25 protein-coding genes are annotated in these 17,454 nt (G+C 65.8%); 20 read left to right on the top strand and 5 right to left on the bottom strand.

Annotated features, from left to right (window positions below; translation table 11 throughout):
* Nucleotide 1: 1 nt before the first annotated feature.
* The 6 genes from H4W01_RS03110 (at nucleotide 2) to H4W01_RS03085 (ending at nucleotide 5,031) form a co-directional block, all read left to right on the top strand.
* Entirely contained in the window at nucleotides 2-472 is a 471-nt protein-coding gene (locus tag H4W01_RS03110) for a dihydrofolate reductase (RefSeq protein WP_209609859.1), read from the top strand.
* 127 nt (nucleotides 473-599) lie between these two features.
* Nucleotides 600-1,769: a dipeptidase gene (locus H4W01_RS03105; protein WP_209609858.1), complete on the top strand. Its 1,170-nt coding sequence runs from the start codon at nucleotides 600-602 to the stop codon at nucleotides 1,767-1,769.
* A gap of 158 nt (nucleotides 1,770-1,927) precedes the next feature.
* Nucleotides 1,928-2,863, top strand: coding sequence for a bifunctional riboflavin kinase/FAD synthetase (locus H4W01_RS03100; protein WP_209613224.1), 936 nt, complete (start codon nucleotides 1,928-1,930; stop codon nucleotides 2,861-2,863).
* Nucleotides 2,864-3,530: 667 nt separating this feature from the next.
* On the top strand, nucleotides 3,531-3,848 hold the full coding sequence (locus H4W01_RS03095) for a glycine zipper 2TM domain-containing protein (RefSeq protein ID WP_033963191.1): 318 nt from the start codon (nucleotides 3,531-3,533) through the stop codon (nucleotides 3,846-3,848).
* Nucleotides 3,849-3,920: 72 nt separating this feature from the next.
* Nucleotides 3,921-4,349, top strand: a complete 429-nt coding sequence (locus tag H4W01_RS03090; protein ID WP_010407365.1) for an OsmC family protein — start codon at nucleotides 3,921-3,923, stop codon at nucleotides 4,347-4,349.
* A gap of 133 nt (nucleotides 4,350-4,482) precedes the next feature.
* Nucleotides 4,483-5,031, top strand: a complete 549-nt coding sequence (locus H4W01_RS03085) for a glycine zipper 2TM domain-containing protein (RefSeq protein WP_209609857.1) — start codon at nucleotides 4,483-4,485, stop codon at nucleotides 5,029-5,031.
* Between the two features lie 57 nt (nucleotides 5,032-5,088).
* Here H4W01_RS03085 and H4W01_RS03080 read toward each other — a convergent pair whose 3' ends face one another.
* On the bottom strand, nucleotides 5,089-5,319 hold the full coding sequence (locus tag H4W01_RS03080; protein WP_010407361.1) for a hypothetical protein: 231 nt from the start codon (nucleotides 5,317-5,319) through the stop codon (nucleotides 5,089-5,091).
* Between the two features lie 122 nt (nucleotides 5,320-5,441).
* Here H4W01_RS03080 and H4W01_RS03075 point away from each other — a divergent pair, with 122 nt between their 5' ends.
* The 7 genes from H4W01_RS03075 (at nucleotide 5,442) to H4W01_RS03045 (ending at nucleotide 10,067) form a co-directional block, all read left to right on the top strand.
* On the top strand, nucleotides 5,442-6,221 hold the full coding sequence (locus H4W01_RS03075; protein ID WP_209609856.1) for a hypothetical protein: 780 nt from the start codon (nucleotides 5,442-5,444) through the stop codon (nucleotides 6,219-6,221).
* 110 nt (nucleotides 6,222-6,331) lie between these two features.
* The gene (gene crcB, locus H4W01_RS03070; protein WP_010407358.1) at nucleotides 6,332-6,706 is read left to right on the top strand and encodes a fluoride efflux transporter CrcB; all 375 of its coding nucleotides are present in this window, start codon (nucleotides 6,332-6,334) and stop codon (nucleotides 6,704-6,706) included.
* Nucleotides 6,703-7,812 carry an RluA family pseudouridine synthase gene (locus H4W01_RS03065; protein WP_209609855.1) on the top strand — a complete coding sequence of 370 codons (1,110 nt, stop codon included), beginning with the start codon at nucleotides 6,703-6,705 and terminating at the stop codon, nucleotides 7,810-7,812. Before crcB ends, H4W01_RS03065 begins: the two co-directional genes overlap by 4 nt.
* A 6-nt stretch (nucleotides 7,813-7,818) precedes the next feature.
* Nucleotides 7,819-8,418, top strand: coding sequence for an FMN-binding negative transcriptional regulator (locus H4W01_RS03060; RefSeq protein WP_209609854.1), 600 nt, complete (start codon nucleotides 7,819-7,821; stop codon nucleotides 8,416-8,418).
* Nucleotides 8,415-9,086: an HAD-IA family hydrolase gene (locus H4W01_RS03055; protein ID WP_010407355.1), complete on the top strand. Its 672-nt coding sequence runs from the start codon at nucleotides 8,415-8,417 to the stop codon at nucleotides 9,084-9,086. The genes H4W01_RS03060 and H4W01_RS03055 overlap by 4 nt, the downstream gene beginning before the upstream one ends.
* Nucleotides 9,083-9,304 (top strand): hypothetical protein, encoded by a 222-nt coding sequence (locus H4W01_RS03050; RefSeq protein ID WP_010407354.1) that lies wholly within the window; start codon nucleotides 9,083-9,085, stop codon nucleotides 9,302-9,304. Before H4W01_RS03055 ends, H4W01_RS03050 begins: the two co-directional genes overlap by 4 nt.
* Nucleotides 9,305-9,350: 46 nt before the next feature.
* On the top strand, nucleotides 9,351-10,067 hold the full coding sequence (locus H4W01_RS03045; RefSeq protein WP_209609853.1) for an ATP12 family protein: 717 nt from the start codon (nucleotides 9,351-9,353) through the stop codon (nucleotides 10,065-10,067).
* On the opposite strand, the gene gmk is transcribed toward H4W01_RS03045, so the two are convergent.
* The 4 genes from gmk to H4W01_RS03025 form a co-directional block, all read right to left on the bottom strand.
* On the bottom strand, nucleotides 10,017-10,673 hold the full coding sequence (gene gmk, locus H4W01_RS03040) for a guanylate kinase (RefSeq protein WP_209613223.1): 657 nt from the start codon (nucleotides 10,671-10,673) through the stop codon (nucleotides 10,017-10,019). The genes H4W01_RS03045 and gmk overlap by 51 nt on opposite strands.
* Before the next feature lie 52 nt (nucleotides 10,674-10,725).
* Nucleotides 10,726-10,947, bottom strand: coding sequence for a hypothetical protein (locus tag H4W01_RS03035; protein ID WP_010407351.1), 222 nt, complete (start codon nucleotides 10,945-10,947; stop codon nucleotides 10,726-10,728).
* 215 nt (nucleotides 10,948-11,162) lie between these two features.
* Entirely contained in the window at nucleotides 11,163-12,548 is a 1,386-nt protein-coding gene (gene fumC / locus H4W01_RS03030; protein WP_209609852.1) for a class II fumarate hydratase, read from the bottom strand.
* Between the two features lie 144 nt (nucleotides 12,549-12,692).
* Nucleotides 12,693-13,175, bottom strand: coding sequence for an SspB family protein (locus H4W01_RS03025; protein WP_209613222.1), 483 nt, complete (start codon nucleotides 13,173-13,175; stop codon nucleotides 12,693-12,695).
* Nucleotides 13,176-13,260: 85 nt separating this feature from the next.
* Here H4W01_RS03025 and hisB point away from each other — a divergent pair, with 85 nt between their 5' ends.
* The 7 genes from hisB to H4W01_RS02990 all read left to right on the top strand — a co-directional run bounded on the left by hisB (nucleotide 13,261) and on the right by H4W01_RS02990 (nucleotide 17,398).
* Nucleotides 13,261-13,848, top strand: a complete 588-nt coding sequence (gene hisB, locus H4W01_RS03020; protein WP_010407347.1) for an imidazoleglycerol-phosphate dehydratase HisB — start codon at nucleotides 13,261-13,263, stop codon at nucleotides 13,846-13,848.
* A 124-nt stretch (nucleotides 13,849-13,972) separates the two neighbouring features.
* Complete coding sequence (gene hisH, locus H4W01_RS03015) at nucleotides 13,973-14,578, top strand: imidazole glycerol phosphate synthase subunit HisH (protein WP_209609851.1); 606 nt, start codon at nucleotides 13,973-13,975, stop codon at nucleotides 14,576-14,578.
* Nucleotides 14,575-15,309, top strand: coding sequence for a 1-(5-phosphoribosyl)-5-[(5-phosphoribosylamino)methylideneamino]imidazole-4-carboxamide isomerase (gene hisA / locus H4W01_RS03010; RefSeq protein WP_209609850.1), 735 nt, complete (start codon nucleotides 14,575-14,577; stop codon nucleotides 15,307-15,309). The genes hisH and hisA overlap by 4 nt, the downstream gene beginning before the upstream one ends.
* 145 nt (nucleotides 15,310-15,454) lie before the next feature.
* Nucleotides 15,455-16,222, top strand: a complete 768-nt coding sequence (hisF, locus tag H4W01_RS03005; RefSeq protein ID WP_209609849.1) for an imidazole glycerol phosphate synthase subunit HisF — start codon at nucleotides 15,455-15,457, stop codon at nucleotides 16,220-16,222.
* Between the two features lie 74 nt (nucleotides 16,223-16,296).
* Nucleotides 16,297-16,551: a hypothetical protein gene (locus H4W01_RS03000; RefSeq protein ID WP_209613528.1), complete on the top strand. Its 255-nt coding sequence runs from the start codon at nucleotides 16,297-16,299 to the stop codon at nucleotides 16,549-16,551.
* A gap of 31 nt (nucleotides 16,552-16,582) precedes the next feature.
* On the top strand, nucleotides 16,583-16,903 hold the full coding sequence (locus H4W01_RS02995) for a phosphoribosyl-ATP diphosphatase (protein WP_209609848.1): 321 nt from the start codon (nucleotides 16,583-16,585) through the stop codon (nucleotides 16,901-16,903).
* A gap of 117 nt (nucleotides 16,904-17,020) precedes the next feature.
* Nucleotides 17,021-17,398, top strand: coding sequence for a histidine triad nucleotide-binding protein (locus H4W01_RS02990; protein ID WP_209609847.1), 378 nt, complete (start codon nucleotides 17,021-17,023; stop codon nucleotides 17,396-17,398).
* Nucleotides 17,399-17,454: the final 56 nt, after the last annotated feature.

The following is a 17,454-nucleotide window of genomic DNA, read 5'->3' as shown; positions in this document are numbered from 1 at the left end:
GATGATCACGCTCTATCTCGCGCGCGCCGACAATGGCGTCATCGGTGCCAAGGGTGCCTTGCCCTGGCACCTCCCGGCCGATCTTAAACGCTTCAAGGCGCTGACGATGGGCAAGCCGATGGTGATGGGGCGCAAGACCTTTGAGAGCTTTCCCGCCCCCCTGCCCGGCCGTCGCCATATCGTGCTGACGCGCGATCGCGAGTGGTCGGCACCGGGTGCCGAGGTGGTGCATTCGGTCGACGCCGCGCTGGCTTTGGCGGGCGACAGGGACGTCGCGGTAATCGGCGGGGCCGAGATCTTCGCGCTGTTCGCGCCGCTGGCGGACCGGGTCGAGCTGACCGAGGTTCACCTGACGCCCGCAGGCGATGCCGTCGTTCCCGCTTTCGCGGGCTGGCGCGAAACCGCGCGCGAGGACCATCCCGCCGAGGGCACCCGCCCCGCCTATAGCTTCGTGACGCTGGCGCGGTCCTGATCGCCAGCGCATCCCCGGCCTCCGCCGGGGAAGAAGGCGGGAGGAGCTGCTGCGCTTCCGATCGCTGCCCTTGTCGCGCCGCCCGCTACATCGCATACCAACGCGGTCGGCAGCGGAAGGCTACACAATGCGTAAGATCGTGGCGGCAGTGCTGGGCCTGTTTCTCCTCGCCGCCCTCGCCTTCTTCGCGCTCGCGCCCGGTATCGTCGAACGCTCGATGAACCAGGTGGTCGCGATCCCGCTCAAGATCACGCCGCGCGCCCGTGCGTTGCACGCGACGCTGCAAATCGCCGACATGCACGCCGATACCTTGCTGTGGCAGCGCAGCCTGCTGGACCGGTCTGACCGGGGGCAAATCGATCTGCCGCGGCTGCTGGCCGGCAATTATGCGCTGCAAGTCTTCTCCTCGGTGACCAAGACGCCCAAGGGCCAGAATTACGACGCGAACCCGTCCGATACCGACAATATCACCGCGCTCACCATCGCCGATCTGCAGCCGCCGCGCACCTGGGGATCGTTGCTGCAACGCTCGCTATGGCACGCGCAGAAGCTCGATCGCTACGCCGCTGCGTCAAACGGCCAATTGCGGGTGATCCACTCCCCCGCCGATCTCGACCGGCTGCTGGCGGATCGCGCGGGCGGGAAAAAGGTGGTCGGCGGGATGCTGTCGATCGAGGGCCTGCAGGACCTTGAGGGCAAACTTGCCAATCTCGATGTCCTGTATCGCGCGGGGTTCCGCATGGCGGGGCTCGCGCACTTCTTCGACAATGAGGTGGCGGGGTCGATGCACGGCGAGGCCAAAGGCGGGCTCACCCCGCTCGGTCGGCAAGTCGTGCGGCGGATGGAAGCGCTCGGCATGGTCGTCGATGTCGCGCATTCCAGCCACGCGACGATTGCCGAGGTGCTGGCGATGGCGCAGCGCCCGGTCGTCGCCAGCCATGGCGGCGTGCAGGCGACCTGCAAGGTCAATCGCAACCTGACCGATGACGAGATTCGCGGCATCGCGCGCACCGGCGGCGTGGTCGGCATCGGTTATTGGGATGCGGCGATTTGCTCGACACAGCCCGCCGCCGCCGCTGCCGCGATTGCGCATGTGCGCGACGTGGCGGGGATCGACCATGTCGGGCTGGGATCGGATTTCGATGGCGCGGTGATGACCGGTTTCGATGCGAGCCAGTTGGCCGCGGTGACGCAAGCGCTGATCGATCGCGGCTTCAGCGACGGCGACATCGCTAAGGTGATGGGCGGCAATGTCCTGCGCGTGCTGAAGGCCGGGATCGCCCCTGGCGCACGATAACCCTTGATCGCATCATCTCCCCGTCCGTTCGTTTCGAGCGTAGTCGAGGAACAGGGCACAGGGTGTTTTGCGGTTTCTCGACTTCGCTCGAAACGAACGGGTCCATGCAACGTCATCCTGCTCTAGCGCCGCCGCAAACCGCGCCGTATAGCGCGCGCATGCAGCGGCTCGACGGCGGCTCGGTGGTTCCCGCGACCTTGCGCGGCGGGATCGTCGCGCTTGGCAATTTCGATGGATTTCACCTTGGCCACCAGGCGGTGGTGGGTCGCGCAGTCGAACGCGCACGCGCCGAGGGCCGCCCGGCACTGGTTGCCACCTTCGATCCGCATCCCGTACGCCATTTCCGCCCCGACACCGCCCCCTTCCGCCTGACCACGCTCGACCAGCGTGAGCGGCTGTTCGCCGAAGCGGGGGCCGATGCGATGATCGTCTTCCAGTTCGATACGGCCCTGGCCGCGCTGAGTGCGGTCGAGTTCGTCGGCGATCGGTTGCTCGACAAGATCGGCATTGGCGGCGTCGTAACCGGCGAGGACTTCACCTTTGGCAAGGCCAAGAGCGGCACGGTCGCGGTACTGGCCGATCTCGGTCGCAAGAACGGCTTTTCGGTCGACACCGTCGGCCCGGTGCTGCGCGACGGCGAGCCGGTTTCGTCAAGCCGGATCCGCGCGCTGCTCGAGGCGGGCGACCCGCGCGGCGCGGCGCGGTTGTTGACGCGCCCGTTCGCGGTGGCGGGCACGGTGCAGCATGGCGACAAGCTCGGCCGCACGATCGGCTATCCGACCGCCAATCTCGACATGGGCAGCTATTTGCGCCCGGCCTATGGCATTTACGCGGTGCGCGGGCACTTGCCCGACGGCCGCGTGCTCGATGGCGCGGCCAATCTCGGCATCCGCCCGAGCTTCGACCCGCCCAAGGAATTGCTGGAGCCGTTCTTTTTCGATTTTTCGGAAAATCTCTATGGCCAGACGATCGAGGTCGCGTTGATCGAGTATCTGCGTCCCGAGGCAAAATTCGACTCGCTCGACGCGCTCACCGCGCAGATGGAACAGGATTGCGCGCGGGCCAAGGTCCTGCTGGCGGCGGAACCTCGCTAACCGCTCATCGCAAAAGGGGCCGGCATTGCTGCCGACCCCCTGTCGCCTCATCCAAACGCACTGGACACTGCCCCGAAGGGAAGCACCCGCGCCGTTCAGCCCTGGCGGCTCGCCCCGACCGCGCCCGAAGGACATCGGCCGAAGCGTTTCGGCGATCACTCGGCCCTCGCACCCGCCCCCCGTGAAAGAAGGGGTGCGCAGGCCGCCTGTCACCTACATCCTGTCCTTTCGTCGCGGAACGACCCGGCCAGGACATATTTGGAAGGCCGTCTTGTCACCGCCGACGAAACGCCGTGCTTGCGCAAAGCTAAGGTCGCGATTTCTTCCCGTCCCTCCGCCGCCAACGACCGCAGGTTTCCGTGAGGCACCATACCGCCATTTGCAGCATAAGTAGCTGATGTTTCTTCGGTTTCCCGCGTCTTCATCCGCTGCTTACACTCCAGATGCTGTCATGGCCCGCGAGTCGCGCCAAGCCCTGAAATCACCGAGCGACCCTGTGAATACTGTGGATAACGGGGATAATATCGCGCGCGTAAAGCAAGCGGCCTTCGCCCTGCCCTTTCCTGAACGCACGGTTATTTCAGGTTCATGAAACTTAACGACAAGCGAGGTCGTTACGTAAGCGAGACTGATTCAAAGCAAGTCGCACCTTCAAGGGAGAAATCATATGCGTACCTTCATCCTCGCGCTCAGCGCTGCCGCCGTCGCCATCCCCGCCACCATGGTCGTCCCGACCACACAGGCCGAGGCGCGCCGCCACCATTATCAGCCGCGCGAATATCAGGGTCGCGACGGGCGTCGCTATTGCCGCCATTCGGATGGCACGACCGGCCTGATCGTCGGCGGCGTCGGCGGTGCGTTGCTGGGCAATTCGGTCGCGGGCCATGGCGACAAGACATTGGGCACCGTGCTCGGCGGTGTCGCCGGTGCCTTTGGCGGACGCGCGATTGACCGTGCCAGCACGGCAGATCGTCGCTGCAACTAAGCACCGTCACACGGTGAGGCTATATAGGGCGCGGACCAGCAACGGTCCGTGCCTTTTTTTCGGAGAATGAGCATGACGACACGCAGCGGATCGGCCAGCTATGACGGTTTTGGCAAGGATGGCAAAGGCCATGTCTCCACGCAGTCAGGTGTCCTGTCGGACACGCAATATGGCTTCGGCAGCCGTTTCGAGGACGGCATCGGCACCAACCCCGAGGAATTGATCGCCGCCGCGCACGCAAGCTGCTTCACCATGGCGCTCAGCTTCGCGCTGGCCGGCGCGGGCTTCACCGCTGGCAAGCTGGAGACGACCGCGAAGGTGACGCTGGACAAGGATGGCGATGGATTCTCGATCACCAAATCCGCGCTCGACCTGAAGGCCACCATCGCCGACATTTCGCCCGAGCAGTTCGAAACGATTGCGGCCGGTGCCAAGGCGAATTGCCCGGTGTCGAAAGTTCTCAATGCCGAAATCACGCTAACCCACTCGCTCAACGCGTAATTACACAAGAAATTCGACGACGCTGTGTCCTTGCGGGGGCGTGAACGCACTGTAGTTTTGCGTTCACGCAACCTCGTGCGCGCCGGTGTGTTCTGTCCTTGATCCAACACGGATTACCGCAAGGAGCATTTTTATGCGCACGTTTTTTCTCGCTGCCGCCATGGCCGCGACCGCCCTGTCCGCGCTTCCCGCCACCGCGCAGGATTATCGCGGCGATCGCCAGGACCAGCGCGGCGATCGACCCGATCCGCGCGGCGACCCGCGTAATGACGGTCGCGACCACCGCGACGACGGCCGGGACCATCGCGATGACGGCCGCGACCGCGGCGACCACCGCCGCGACGACCGTCGGGCCAATTGGCAGCAGTATCGTAGCTACGATTATAATCGCTACGAGCCGGGCCAGCGTACCTATTATGCCGACCGTTATTATCGCGATGGGCGCTATTACCAGCCGCGCCGTCTCGGCCGTAACGACCGCATCTATCGCGGCAGCGACAACCGCTATTATTGCCGCCGCAGTGACGGCACGACGGGCCTCATCATCGGCGGCCTGACCGGCGGCTTGCTCGGCAATACGCTGGCGGGCGGCGGTTCGCGCACGCTCGGCACGCTGCTCGGCGGCGGTGCGGGCGCGCTGCTCGGTCAGTCGATCGATCGCGGCAAGGTCATCTGCCGCTAAACGCCAATCTGATGGCGAAACGAATGGCCCGGCGCGCAAGCGTCGGGCCGTTTGCCGTTACAGCAGGCCGCCGCCCAGGATCAGCCGAACCACCGCGACGACCATGACGAAGATATTGAAATTACGACCGGTCTTATGCCCCGACAAAATGCCGATGGCCGCGCCGACCACGGCGATCGGCAGCGCCAAATAATTGGCGATCCCGAAAAACGGCACCAGGCCAACCAGCGCCACCGGCAACGCCACCAGGCCCACCAGAATCGAGAAGAGGTTGACGACAAAGCCCATGCGCCAACCATGCCGCCCGCCATCGCGGCGCGCAACCGGCGATGGCGCGCCGTCGCTATGGCCAACGCTTTTTTAACCGAACCCGGTGCAAGAACGGAGGCTGATATTGGAGCTTTCCGTCAATGGTCCGCAACCGCCTTCGCATTTTGAGCGCCGTGGCTTTGCCGCTCGCTCTGCTGGCATGCGCAAAGCGCGATGACGATCGCAATCTCGATTCGCTGGATAACGAACTTGTCGAGGCCGGTTCGGGCAACGCCAATGTCAGCGATCCGGCGATGACCGCCGCGCTGCACGACCAGATCATGGTCGATCCCGCGCTCACCCAACATGCCAATGCCGACAGCGTCCGCCCGCCGACGCAGCCGTATTCGGGCGGGGTACCGCCAACCGGCATCGCGCAATCTTCGGGCAGCACGCCCGGCACCGCCGGTGCCTCCACCAGCGAAACCATCAAAGCCGCACGCGCCCCGAGCAAGAATTGCCCCGGCTGCACCGCCGCGCGCGAATCGCTGACGTTGGGGGCGCTCGCCTCGCGCCAAAAGGACCGCCGCACCAGCGCCTGTGCGGGTGCGATGCGCTATTCGGCGAGCTGGGCCGATCGCCTCCCGGCCGATGTGCCGCTGTACCCCGCCGCGCGCGTGACCGAGGCAGCGGGCGCGAACACCAATGCGTGCGCGTTGCGCGCGGTCAGCTTTTCGACCAATGCGCGGCTGCAAACCGTGGTCGACTGGTATTACACCCGCGTCACCAACACCGGCTTCACCGCCGAGCATCAGTCGGACGGCACCCAGCATACGCTGGGCGGCACGCGCGACCGGGATGGCGGTGCCTATGTGCTGTTCCTCAGCCCGCGCCGCGATGGCGGCACCGATGTCGATCTGATCGCCAATAACGGCAAATAAGCGGGTTTTTCCGGGCGCAAGACGGCGTCCGACCGCGTGAAAACCATCCCTCGCGCGCCTTCGCTGGGGAAAAGGTTCATTTTTGTGTCAATCCGCGCTAACGCACCCTCATGTACCAACTTATCCTCGTCATGGCGGGCGGCGCGCTCGGGTCTGCCGCGCGCTTTCTCGTCGGGCGCGCCACGCTCGCCGGGTTCGGCCCCAATTTTCCTTATGGCACGCTGACGGTCAATCTCGTCGGCGGGCTGGCGATGGGGGTGCTTGCCGGCTTCCTCGCGCGCCACGCCAATGGCGAGGCGTGGCGTTTGCTGCTCGGCGTCGGCGTGCTGGGCGGGTTCACCACCTTCTCATCCTTCTCGCTCGACACGATCGCGCTGATCGAGCGCGGTAGCCTCGGCACGGCACTCGGCTATGTGCTGGTGTCGGTGATCGGGTCGATCCTTGCCGTGTTCGTCGGCCTTACCAGCGTGCGGGTGGCAGCATGAGCGACGGCCCCACCAAGGCAACCTCCGATGTCCGCCAGTTCAATGTCGGCGTGGATGACGACGGCATCCGGCTCGATCGCTGGTTCAAGCGGCACTTGCCCGACACCAGCTACACCACCGTCGCGAAATGGGCGCGCACCGGGCAATTGCGCATCGATGGCGCGCGCGCCAAGCCCGGCGACCATGTCGTCGCGGGCCAGTCGATCCGCGTGCCCCCCGCCGAGCCAGTCCGGGTCGATGCCCCGGTCAAGCGCGAGCGGCCGCCGCTCAGCGACGATGAAATCACCTTTGCACGCGAAATGGTCATTCACCGCGATGCGCAGGCGATCGTGCTCAACAAGCCGCCCGGCCTCGCCACGCAAGGCGGCACCAAGACGATCGAACATGTCGACGGCTTGCTCGATGCCTTGCAGGACGATCTGGAGGGCCGCCCCAAGCTGGTCCACCGGCTCGACAAGGACACGAGCGGAGCCCTGCTGATCGCGCGCACCGCGCGCGCCGCTGCCTATTTCTCCAAATCCTTCTCCTCACGCACCGCGCGGAAAACCTATTGGGCGCTGGTCGTCGGCGTGCCGTCGATCGAGGACGGGATGATCGAACTGCCGATCGCCAAGCAGCCCGGCACCGGCGGCGAGAAGATGCATGTCGATGAGAAAGAAGGCAGCCCGGCGCGCACGCGCTACCGCGTGATCGAGATGGCGGGCACCACCACGGCGTGGCTGGAGCTGATCCCCTATACCGGGCGCACCCACCAGCTCCGCGTGCATCTCGCGGCGATCGGCCACCCGATCGTCGGCGACGGCAAATATGGCGGGCAAGCGGCGTTCCTGACCGGCAATATCTCGCGGAAAATGCACCTGCATTCCCGGCGCATTCGCATCGACCATCCCGATGGCGGCGCGATCGACGTGCAGGCCGAATTGCCGACGCACTTCGCCGAGAGCCTGAAGCAGCTCGGTTTCGACGAAATGCTGGGCAACACGATGCCGCTCGAATCGCCGCCCCCGCCAAGCCGCGCGGTGAAGAAGCAGCAGGCGCGCCAGCACGCCAAGACCGTCCGCAAGGACCGCAAGGGCGAACGGCGGCGTCGGGGCGCGTCGGACTAGTCGGCGATGCATCCGAACCGCGCCTTCCGCTTTGCCGATGATGCCTCGATGCTCGATTTCGCGACCAAGCGAGCCTTTGCGCACATCTTCGCGAGCACGCCCGAGGGGCCGATGGTGGCGCATGCCCCGGTCACGCCCTTTGACGGAGCCTTCCGCTTCCATGTCGCGCGCGGCAATCGGATCGCGCGGCACCTGGACGGCGCGACGCTGCTGCTCAGCATCAGCGCGACCGACGGCTATATCAGCCCGAGCTGGTACGCCGACCCGCAGGGACCAAAGCATGTGCCGACATGGAATTATGTCGCGGTCGAGATGGTCGGGACGGCGCGGTTGCTTGATGAGAGGGAACTGACCGCACAGCTCGATACCCTCGCCGCGCTGAACGAGCCGCGTGTTTCGCCCGAGCTGCCATGGACGCGTGGAAAAACCGATCCGGAATATTTCGATACATTGCTCAACAGCATCATCGGCGTTGAGGTTGCGGTGGAAACGGTGCGTGGCACGACCAAGCTCAGCCAGCACAAATCGAACGAAGACAATGTCGGTGTCCTCGCAGGCCTGCGGCGAAGTGGCAATCCGGCGCTCGCGGAAGCAATGATGCGATGAACCGTCTCGCGCTCTTCGATTGCGACGGCACGCTGGTCGACAGTCAGGACAATATCTGTCGGTCGGTCGAGCACGCTTTCGCAGGAGCGAACCTCACCCCGCCGGACCGGTCCGCGATTCGGCGAATCGTCGGGTTGAGCCTGGTCGAGGCGATGCAGCAGTTGCTGCCCGAGGGCGAGGATGCGCTGCACCAGAGTCTGGCCGCCGACTATAAGGCCGCCTTCTTCAAGATGCGCACAGCGGGAGCGATGGCCGAGGAGCCGCTTTACGCCGGGATCGTGGACGTGCTCGATCTGTTGCGGGCCGACGGCTGGCACCTCGGCGTCGCCACCGGCAAATCCGATCGCGGGCTTGCCCATATCCTGGCGCATCACGGCATTGCCGACCGCTTCATCACGCTCCAGACCGCCGACCGCCACCCCTCCAAGCCGCACCCGTCCATGATTGAGACAGCCATGGCCGATTCGGGCGCATCCCCCGCAACAACGGTGATGATCGGCGATACCAGCTATGACATGCTGATGGCACGCGCGGCGGGGGCACGCGCGCTTGGCGTCGCCTGGGGCTATCACCCCGTGGACGAGCTGACGGCTGCGGGCGCGCATGCCATCGCATCGACGGTGGCGGCGCTGCCCCAGCTAGTCACGTTTCAGGAGACACCGCGGTGACCGATCCCGATGCGACCATTCGCAATCGCTATCTTGCGATCACCGCGACGCGGCTCGCCGGGGCGGCCGGGGCCTTGCTCGGTCTGGTGCTGATCGCGCGCGCCGATGCGCCGATCCCAAAGGTCATCGGCACGGCGCTGGTGCTCTCCGCCCTGCTGATGATCGCGATCGTCCCGCGCGCGCTCGCGCAACGCTGGCGCACGCCGCCGGCGGAATAGCCTACGCCTGTTCGACATGGCGCACCGCCGCGCTATGGAGACCAGCATGAAACGCTTCTGGACCCACGTTACCCTCGATGACAGTCGCGCCGTCCAGCTTGACGGCAAGCCCGTGCGCACCCCCGGCCGCGTGCCGCTCGCGCTGCCGACCGCTGCCCTGGCGGAGGCGGTGGCCGAGGAATGGCGCGCGGTCGAAGGCGAGATCAACCCGCTCGCCATGCCGCTGACCGGCCTTGCCAATGCCGCGATCGACCGTGTCTCACCCGATCCGGCGCTGTTCGCGCGCGGGCTCGCCACTTATGCCGAGAGCGACTTGCTTTGTTACCGTGCGGACGCGCCCGAGGATCTGGTCGAGCGTCAGGCGGCAGCGTGGGACCCGCTGCTCGATTGGGCACGGGCGCGCTATGACGTGCAGATTGAGGTCGCCACCGGCATCCTCCACCGCGCGCAACCCGTCGCCACGCTCACCCGGCTCGGTGCCGCAATCGCGGCGCGCAACGCCTTCGCGCTCGCGGCGCTCTCGCCGATCGTGACCATTGGCGGCTCGCTGATCGCGGCTTTGGCGCTGGCCGAAGGCGCGGCGAGCGCCGAACAAATCTGGGACGCGGTCACGCTCGACGAGGACTATCAGGCCGAACGCTGGGGCCGCGATCCGCTTGCGGCTGCCGGAATCGCAGCGCGGCGTCGCGATTTCGACGCCGGTGTGCGCTTCCTATTTCTCGGGCAAGCGGCGGATGAAGCCGATCATGCCACGCTGGCGTGAGCGCTTGAGCCGCTCGGCGGTCAGGATGGTCTGCACGCAGTCATAGCAATCGTCGAGATCGTCATTGACCAGCACATAGTCATAGCCGTCCCAATGGCTCACCTCGGCCAGCGCGCGGTCCATCCGCCGGTCGATCACCTCCTGCGTGTCGGTCGCGCGCTTTTCGAGGCGCTCGCGCAGCGTTTTGAGGCCGGGCGGCAGGATGAACACGCGCACGACGTCACCGCCGGCAAGCTGGAACAACTGCTGCGCGCCCTGCCAATCGATATCGAACAGAATGTCCTGGCCGTGCTCCAGATCCTTGAACACGGTGTCGCGCGGCGTGCCGTAGCGTTCATCGAACACGCGCGCCCATTCGAGGAACTGGTCGTCCTCCGCCATCGCGCGGAAGGTTTCCTTGTCGACGAAGTGATAGTCCTTGCCCTCGACCTCGCCCTTGCGCGGCGCTCGGGTGGTGTAGGACACCGACATTTTGAGCTTGTTGCGCTCTTCCTTCAGCAGCCGGTTGGCGATTGTCGACTTGCCCGCCCCCGAGGGAGAGGACAAAACGAACATCAGCCCGCGGCGTTTGAAGTTCTTGGGTTGAGAAGCGCGATGGTCGACCATGCGCGCCTTTGGCGCGGGCATGGCCGTCCCGTCAAGGCATGGAGTCGCCTTATCAACGCTCGGCGGTGCTGGTTCCGAACACCTGATCCTTCACTTTGCCGATCCCGCGCAGCACCAGCCAGCCGGTCGCGAAGGTCAAAGCCAGCGGAATCACCGCCTTTACGACATTGGCGGCAATCGCGCCTTCGATCGCGCCATCGATGCTGCTGTCATCACCGCTCGCGCCATCAATCGCACTGCCGATCGCCGCACCAATCAGGGTCGTGAAACTCATCTGTCGTCTCCCATTCGCCGCTTGAGCGCGCGACCGGCGATATGGTTCCTGCCCCAAATCCCGCGAAGCGGAAACGATCCATCCCTAAAAGGCGGGCACCCGCCCCCTCTGCGAGCCCTCTTCGCGCCTTCGCGTCTTCGCGTGAATCCTCTTCTTTTTTTCACGCGAAGACGCGAAGGCGCGAAGAAGAAGAAGGAGAGAAAGCCTGCGGCGCTTTAGACCATCGTTTCGGGGCGGACGAGGCGATCGAATGTCGCGGAGTCGACCAGTCCCAGGGCGAGCCCGGCCTCCTTCAGCGTCAGGCCTTCGTGGTGCGCGTGCTTGGCGATCTTGGCGGCATTGTCATAGCCGATTTCGGGCGCAAGCGCGGTCACCAGCATCAGCGAGCGCTCGACCAGTTCGGCGATCCGCGCGCGATTCGGTTCGATGCCCTCGACGCAACGCTCGGCGAAGCTCGCCATGCCGACGCTCAGCAGATCGATCGAGCGCAGCAGCGCCGCGCCCAGCATCGGCTTGAACACATTGAGTTCGAGATGCCCTTGCAGCCCCCCGATCGTGATCGCCTGATGATTGCCGATCACTTGTGCCGCCACCATCGTCAGCATCTCGCACTGCGTCGGGTTGACCTTGCCCGGCATGATCGAGCTGCCCGGCTCATTCTCCGGCAAATGCAGTTCACCCAGCCCCGAACGCGGGCCCGAGCCCAGCAAGCGAATGTCGTTGGCGATCTTGGTCAGCGCCACAGCGAGCGTGTTGAGCGTGCCCGACACATGCACGATCGGATCGTTCGAGGCGAGCGCCTCGAACTTGTTGGGCATGGTTTCAAAGGCAAGGCCCGTAATCGCCGCCACCTCTGCCGCAAACGCCTCGGCGAAGCCCGCCGGGGCATTGAGCCCGGTGCCCACCGCCGTGCCGCCTTGCGCGAGCAACAGCATATTGTGGGTGATCGCCGGTTCGATGCGGTGGTAGCAGCGGTACAATTGCACCGCATAGCCCGAGAATTCCTGCCCCAGCGTCAGCGGCGTCGCGTCCTGCAAATGCGTGCGGCCGATCTTGACGATGTCGTGCCACGCCTCGGATTTGGCCTTAACCGCGCGGTTGAGCCGGTCGAGCGCGGGCAATAGGCGCTGCGTCGCCGCGATCGCCGCCGCAATGTGCAGCGCGGTCGGGAAGCTGTCGTTCGACGACTGGCTTTTGTTGACATGATCGTTGGGGTGGACCGGGCTCTTGCCGCCGCGCGTGCCGGTCAGCAGCTCATTGGCGCGCCCGGCAATCACTTCATTGACGTTCATGTTGGACTGGGTGCCGCTGCCGGTCTGCCAGATGACCAGCGGGAACTGATCGTCGAATTTGCCCGCCACCACTTCCGCCGCCGCCGTCTCGATCGCATCGGCAATCTCGCCCGCCAGGCCATGCTGGCGGTTCACCCGCGCAGCCGCCTGTTTGACGATGGCGAGCGCGTGGATGATCGCGATCGGCATCCGCTCAGTCGCGGGGAAGGGGAAATTCTCGATCGATCGCTGCGTCTGCGCGCCCCAATACGCGCTGGCCGGGACCTGGATGGCCCCGAGCGAATCGGTTTCGGTGCGGGTATCGGTCACATCAGCCTCCTATATCCCTCTCCCAGCGGGAGAGGGAGGGAGCCGCAACGCGGCGGAAGGGTGAGGGTGACCACAGGAGATCGCCCTCACCCTTCCCACGCCTGCGGCGCGGGCCCCTTCCCTCTCCCGCTGGGAGAGGGAGTGTTACTTCTTCCGCTTGAAATCCACCGCGACGACGTTCGATCCATCCTCGACCGGCTTGATCGTCGGGCCGTCATTCTCCGCTTCGTCATGCGGCTCGGGGCCTTCGGGGCCTTCCGCTGCCTGGAAGCGCAATTCGAAATTGACCGCGGGATCATGAAAGCCCGTGATCGCCGAATAGGGAATGACCAGCTTGGAGGGCACCTGGTTGAAGCTCAGCCCGACCGAGAATTTGGTGTCGTCGACCAGCAGGTCCCAATAGCGGTTCTGCATCACGATCGTCATTTCGTCGGGAAAACGCTCGATCAGGCGCTGCGGGATATCGACGCCCGGGGCCTGCGTCTTGAAGGTGATGTAGAAGTGGTGCTCCCCCGGCAGGCCGCCATTGGTCGCGACTGAGCCGAGCACGCGGCCGACCACGGCACGCAGCGCCTCCTGGACGATCTCGTCATACGGAATCAGACTATCGGGAAGGCCATCGCTCATGCGCCCTTGGGTAGCGGGCTTTGCGTCGCCGTCAAGATTGGGAAGGCACGATTGCATGCGTTCGCCAGCGCGTTATGGGGAAAGCATGCGTACCGCCACGATCAGCCGCCACACCAGCGAGACGTCGATCGACGTCACCGTCAACCTCGACGGCACGGGGGCGTACACCGTCTCCACCGGCATCGGCTTTTTCGATCATATGCTCGAACAGCTCAGCCGCCACTCGCTGATCGACATGCATATCAAGACGGTGGGCGATCTGCACATCGACCAGCATCACACGGTCGAGGATACCGGCCTCGCGATTGGCGAAGCGGTGCTGAAGGCGCTGGGCGAGAAGCGCGGCATCCGCCGCTATGCCGATGCGCTGTCGCCGATGGACGAAACGCTCACCCGCGTCGCGATCGATATTTCGGGGCGGCCCTATCTGGTGTGGAAGACCGCATTTTCGCAGAAGAAGCTGGGCGAGATGGACACCGAAATGTTCGAGCATTTCTTCCATTCCTTCGCGCAGACCGCTGGGATCACGCTGCACATCGAGACGCTGTACGGCACCAACAACCACCACATCGCCGAAGCCGCGTTCAAGGGCGTGGCGCGGGCGTTGCGCGAAGCGGTCGAACTCGACCCGCGCAAGGCGGGGGTGATCCCCAGCACCAAGGGGACGTTGTGAGCCGCGAAACATTCCTCCCCTCCCTGGAAGGGAGGGGTCGGGGGTGGGTCGGCCCGAGTGGTGACCTATCGCCCACATTAGACCGACCCACCCCCAGCCCCTCCCTGCCAGGGAGGGGAGCCGCATGACCCTCGCGCTGATCGATTATGGCGCGGGTAACCTGCATTCGGTCGCCAATGCGCTGAAGGCGGCGGGTGCCAGCGACGTGCTGATCACCGCCGATGCCGCCGCCGTGGCGACCGCCGACCGTATCGTCCTGCCCGGCGTCGGCGCGTTCGGCGCCTGCGCGGCGGCTTTGCGCGCGGTGCCGGGCATGGTCGAGGCGCTCGAGCAGCGCGTACGGCGGGAGGGCGTCCCCTTTCTCGGCATTTGCGTCGGCATGCAGTTGATGGCGGAGACGGGCGAGGAACTGGGTACGCATGCCGGGCTCGGCTGGATGCGCGGCACCGTCCGCCATCTGACCCCCGCCGACACGTCCGCCAAAGTGCCGCATATGGGCTGGAACGATGTCGTCCCCAGCGTGGCGCATCCGCTGATCGTGCCGGGCGAGGCCTATTTCCTGCATTCCTACGCCTTTGAGGGCGACGATGTGATCGCCGGCACCAACCATGCCGGCCCGGTCACCGCCGCGATCGGGCGCGACAACATGCTGGGCGTGCAATTTCACCCCGAAAAGAGCCAGCGTTACGGGCTCGATCTTCTCACGCGATTCTTGAGCTGGAAACCATGAGCCTTATCGTTTTTCCCGCGATCGATCTGAAGGGCGGCCAGGTCGTCCGCCTTGCCGAAGGCGATATGGACCGCGCGACCGTCTATGGTGACGACCCCGCGGCGCAGGCGATGCTGTTTGCGGAAGCGGGCGCGGAGCATCTCCACGTCGTCGATCTCGACGGCGCGTTCGCAGGCGAATCGATCAATGGCGAAGCAGTGCGCGCGATCGTCGAGCGCTTCCCCGGCCATGTGCAATTGGGCGGCGGCATCCGCGATCGCGCCGGGATCGAACGCTGGTTCGATCTCGGCGTATCGCGCGTGGTGATCGGCACCGCTGCGCTGGAAAATCCCGAGCTGGTCCGGGCGGCGGCGCGCGATTTCCCCGGTGGCATCGTCGTCGCGGTCGATGCGCGCGACGGCTTCGTCGCGACCAAGGGCTGGGCGGATGTCTCGACCGTCGAAGTGATCGACATGGCACGCCGGTTCGAGGATGCGGGCGTTGCCGCGCTGCTCTTCACCGATGTCGGACGCGACGGGCTGCTGAAAGGCTGCAATGTCGAGGCCACGGTCGATCTGGCGCGCGCGGTGCGCATCCCGGTCATCGCCAGCGGCGGGGTGAAGGGCATTGCCGAGATTCATGTGCTGGCGCTGCATAATCGCGATGGCGTGGAAGGCGTGATTACGGGCCGCGCGCTGTATGACGGGCGGCTCGATCTGGCGGCGGCGCTGGCTGTGGCGGCGGCGGCGTGAGGGTGCGGCGAAATCTCCCTCTCCCCGCTTGCGGGGAGAGGGTCGGGGAGAGGGGCAGTATCGGGCGCGGCGCTGCTGAACTGCCCCTCTCCCGCGCATCGCTTCGCTCGCTTGCCCTCTCCCCGCAAGCGGGGAGAGGGAGACCATGACCGTACGCGCCCGCGTTATCCCGTGTCTCGACGTCGCCAATGGCCGCGTCGTCAAGGGCGTCAACTTCGTCGAACTGCGCGACGCGGGTGATCCGGTCGAGCAAGCCCGCGCTTACGATGCGGCGGGGGCGGACGAACTGTGCTTCCTCGACATCACCGCCAGCCACGAAGCGCGCGGCACGATCCTCGATGTCGTGCGCCGCACCGCCGAAGTGTGCTTCATGCCGCTGACCGTTGGCGGCGGGGTGCGCTCGGTCGAGGATGCCCGCGCGCTCTTGCTGGCAGGCGCGGACAAGGTCGCGATCAACAGCGCGGCGGTCGCGCGTCCAGAACTCGTTGCCGATCTCGCCGACCGCTTCGGCAGCCAATGCGTCGTCGCCTCGGTCGATGCGCGGCGCGTCGAGGGGGGCTGGGAAGTGTTCACCCATGGCGGCAGGCGGGCGACCGGCATCGATGCCGTCGCGCACGCGCTGCGCCTGGCCGAACTCGGCGCGGGCGAACTGCTCGTCACCTCGATGGACCGCGACGGCACGCGGCAAGGCTTCGACCTCGCGCTCACCCGCACCATCGCCGATCAGGTCCGCGTGCCGGTGGTCGCCTCGGGCGGGGTCGGCGGCTTGTCCGATCTTGTCGCGGGGATCAGCGAGGGACACGCAAGCGCAGTGCTCGCCGCCTCGATCTTCCATTTCGGCGAAGCGAGCATTGCCGACGCCCACGCCGCGTTGGCAGCGGCGGGCATCGCGGTGCGGCGGCCGGTGGCGTGAAGTTCTCGATTCGCCACCACCCCGGCGAACGCCGGGCCCCAGATGCGCCAGCGTCGGCAAGCCGGGACCGCACCATGATTTCCGAAGTGTCGCGACTGGGCCCCGGCGTGCGCCGGGGTGGTGCTGGGGCTCAACTGGCCTGTTCAACAGCGATCCTCGGTCTTCAAGCCGTAACCCCCGCCCTCGCCGCGCCGCATAGCGGTGTGCCAAAGGTCCGCACCGGGCCCGAACTCTCCGATATCGCCTTGTTCGTGGTGGCTGCAATCGGCGTGTTCGTGGTGCGCCGCGCTTTGCGCAAACGCTTTATGAAGCGCCCGCCCAAGGATTGACGCGCGGCGGCACTTGCGCCAGCCGTGGCGCATGGCCCAAGACCCGATCGACCAGCTCGAGCGCACGATCCACGCCCGCAAGGGTGCCGATCCCGCAACCTCCTACACCGCCAAGCTGTTCGCACGCGGCCGCCGCAAAATCGCGCAGAAGGTCGGCGAGGAAGCGGTCGAAACCGTCATCGCCGCGCTGGTCGAGGACAAAGCGGCATTGGTGGGAGAGGCGACCGACCTCGTCTTCCACCTGCTCGTGCTGCTGGCCGAGTGCGACGTCACCCTCGACGACATCCGCGCCGAAATCGCGCGGCGCGAAGGCGTGTCGGGGATCGACGAAAAGGCCGCGCGAAAGGCCTAATGCGCCCCTCCCGCTTGCGGGAGGGGTTGGGGGAGGGCATGAACCTCCAGCACCGCCGGGAGCCCAGGGAGGACACAGCCCCTCCCCTAACCCCTCCCGCAAGCGGGAGGGGAATCTATGCCCGTCGACGCCACTTTGCCTTATGACGACCAGAACGTCTTCGCCAAGATCCTGCGCGGCGAGATCCCCGCGACGCGGCTGTACGAGGACGACTACGCGCTCGCCTTTCCCGACATCAACCCGCAATCCCCGACGCACATTCTGGTGATCCCCAAGGGTGCCTATGTCTCGTGGGACGATTTCAGCGCAAAGGCGTCCGATGCCGAAATCACCGGCTTCGTCCGCGCGGTCGGCAAGGTCGCGCGGGATGCCGGGCTGGTCGCGCCCGGATACCGGTTGCTCGCCAATACCGGCACCGATTCGCACCAGGAAGTGCCGCACCTTCACGTCCATATTTTCGCCGGACGCGCGCTTGGGCCGTTGCTCGCACGCTAAGGGGATTGCGCGCGCCAGTTTTGCGGTTAGGTTTCGCCGCAATCTAACTTTTCTCG

Source organism: Sphingomonas sp. PL20, assembly GCF_017875905.1.
Lineage (GTDB): Bacteria > Pseudomonadota > Alphaproteobacteria > Sphingomonadales > Sphingomonadaceae > Sphingomonas > Sphingomonas echinoides.
This window is presented reverse-complemented; position numbering and strand designations above follow the sequence as displayed.

Coding starts and splice junctions, on each gene's coding strand:
- H4W01_RS03110 (WP_209609859.1), top strand. CDS start 2: ATGATCACGCTCTATCTCGCGCGCGCCGACAATGGCGTCATCGGTGCC.
- H4W01_RS03105 (WP_209609858.1), top strand. CDS start 600: ATGCGTAAGATCGTGGCGGCAGTGCTGGGCCTGTTTCTCCTCGCCGCC.
- H4W01_RS03100 (WP_209613224.1), top strand. CDS start 1,928: ATGCAGCGGCTCGACGGCGGCTCGGTGGTTCCCGCGACCTTGCGCGGC.
- H4W01_RS03095 (WP_033963191.1), top strand. CDS start 3,531: ATGCGTACCTTCATCCTCGCGCTCAGCGCTGCCGCCGTCGCCATCCCC.
- H4W01_RS03090 (WP_010407365.1), top strand. CDS start 3,921: ATGACGACACGCAGCGGATCGGCCAGCTATGACGGTTTTGGCAAGGAT.
- H4W01_RS03085 (WP_209609857.1), top strand. CDS start 4,483: ATGCGCACGTTTTTTCTCGCTGCCGCCATGGCCGCGACCGCCCTGTCC.
- H4W01_RS03080 (WP_010407361.1), bottom strand. CDS start 5,319: ATGGGCTTTGTCGTCAACCTCTTCTCGATTCTGGTGGGCCTGGTGGCG.
- H4W01_RS03075 (WP_209609856.1), top strand. CDS start 5,442: ATGGTCCGCAACCGCCTTCGCATTTTGAGCGCCGTGGCTTTGCCGCTC.
- crcB (WP_010407358.1), top strand. CDS start 6,332: ATGTACCAACTTATCCTCGTCATGGCGGGCGGCGCGCTCGGGTCTGCC.
- H4W01_RS03065 (WP_209609855.1), top strand. CDS start 6,703: ATGAGCGACGGCCCCACCAAGGCAACCTCCGATGTCCGCCAGTTCAAT.
- H4W01_RS03060 (WP_209609854.1), top strand. CDS start 7,819: ATGCATCCGAACCGCGCCTTCCGCTTTGCCGATGATGCCTCGATGCTC.
- H4W01_RS03055 (WP_010407355.1), top strand. CDS start 8,415: ATGAACCGTCTCGCGCTCTTCGATTGCGACGGCACGCTGGTCGACAGT.
- H4W01_RS03045 (WP_209609853.1), top strand. CDS start 9,351: ATGAAACGCTTCTGGACCCACGTTACCCTCGATGACAGTCGCGCCGTC.
- gmk (WP_209613223.1), bottom strand. CDS start 10,673: ATGGTCGACCATCGCGCTTCTCAACCCAAGAACTTCAAACGCCGCGGG.
- H4W01_RS03035 (WP_010407351.1), bottom strand. CDS start 10,947: ATGAGTTTCACGACCCTGATTGGTGCGGCGATCGGCAGTGCGATTGAT.
- H4W01_RS03025 (WP_209613222.1), bottom strand. CDS start 13,175: ATGAGCGATGGCCTTCCCGATAGTCTGATTCCGTATGACGAGATCGTC.
- hisB (WP_010407347.1), top strand. CDS start 13,261: ATGCGTACCGCCACGATCAGCCGCCACACCAGCGAGACGTCGATCGAC.
- hisH (WP_209609851.1), top strand. CDS start 13,973: ATGACCCTCGCGCTGATCGATTATGGCGCGGGTAACCTGCATTCGGTC.
- hisA (WP_209609850.1), top strand. CDS start 14,575: ATGAGCCTTATCGTTTTTCCCGCGATCGATCTGAAGGGCGGCCAGGTC.
- hisF (WP_209609849.1), top strand. CDS start 15,455: ATGACCGTACGCGCCCGCGTTATCCCGTGTCTCGACGTCGCCAATGGC.
- H4W01_RS03000 (WP_209613528.1), top strand. CDS start 16,297: ATGATTTCCGAAGTGTCGCGACTGGGCCCCGGCGTGCGCCGGGGTGGT.
- H4W01_RS02995 (WP_209609848.1), top strand. CDS start 16,583: ATGGCCCAAGACCCGATCGACCAGCTCGAGCGCACGATCCACGCCCGC.
- H4W01_RS02990 (WP_209609847.1), top strand. CDS start 17,021: ATGCCCGTCGACGCCACTTTGCCTTATGACGACCAGAACGTCTTCGCC.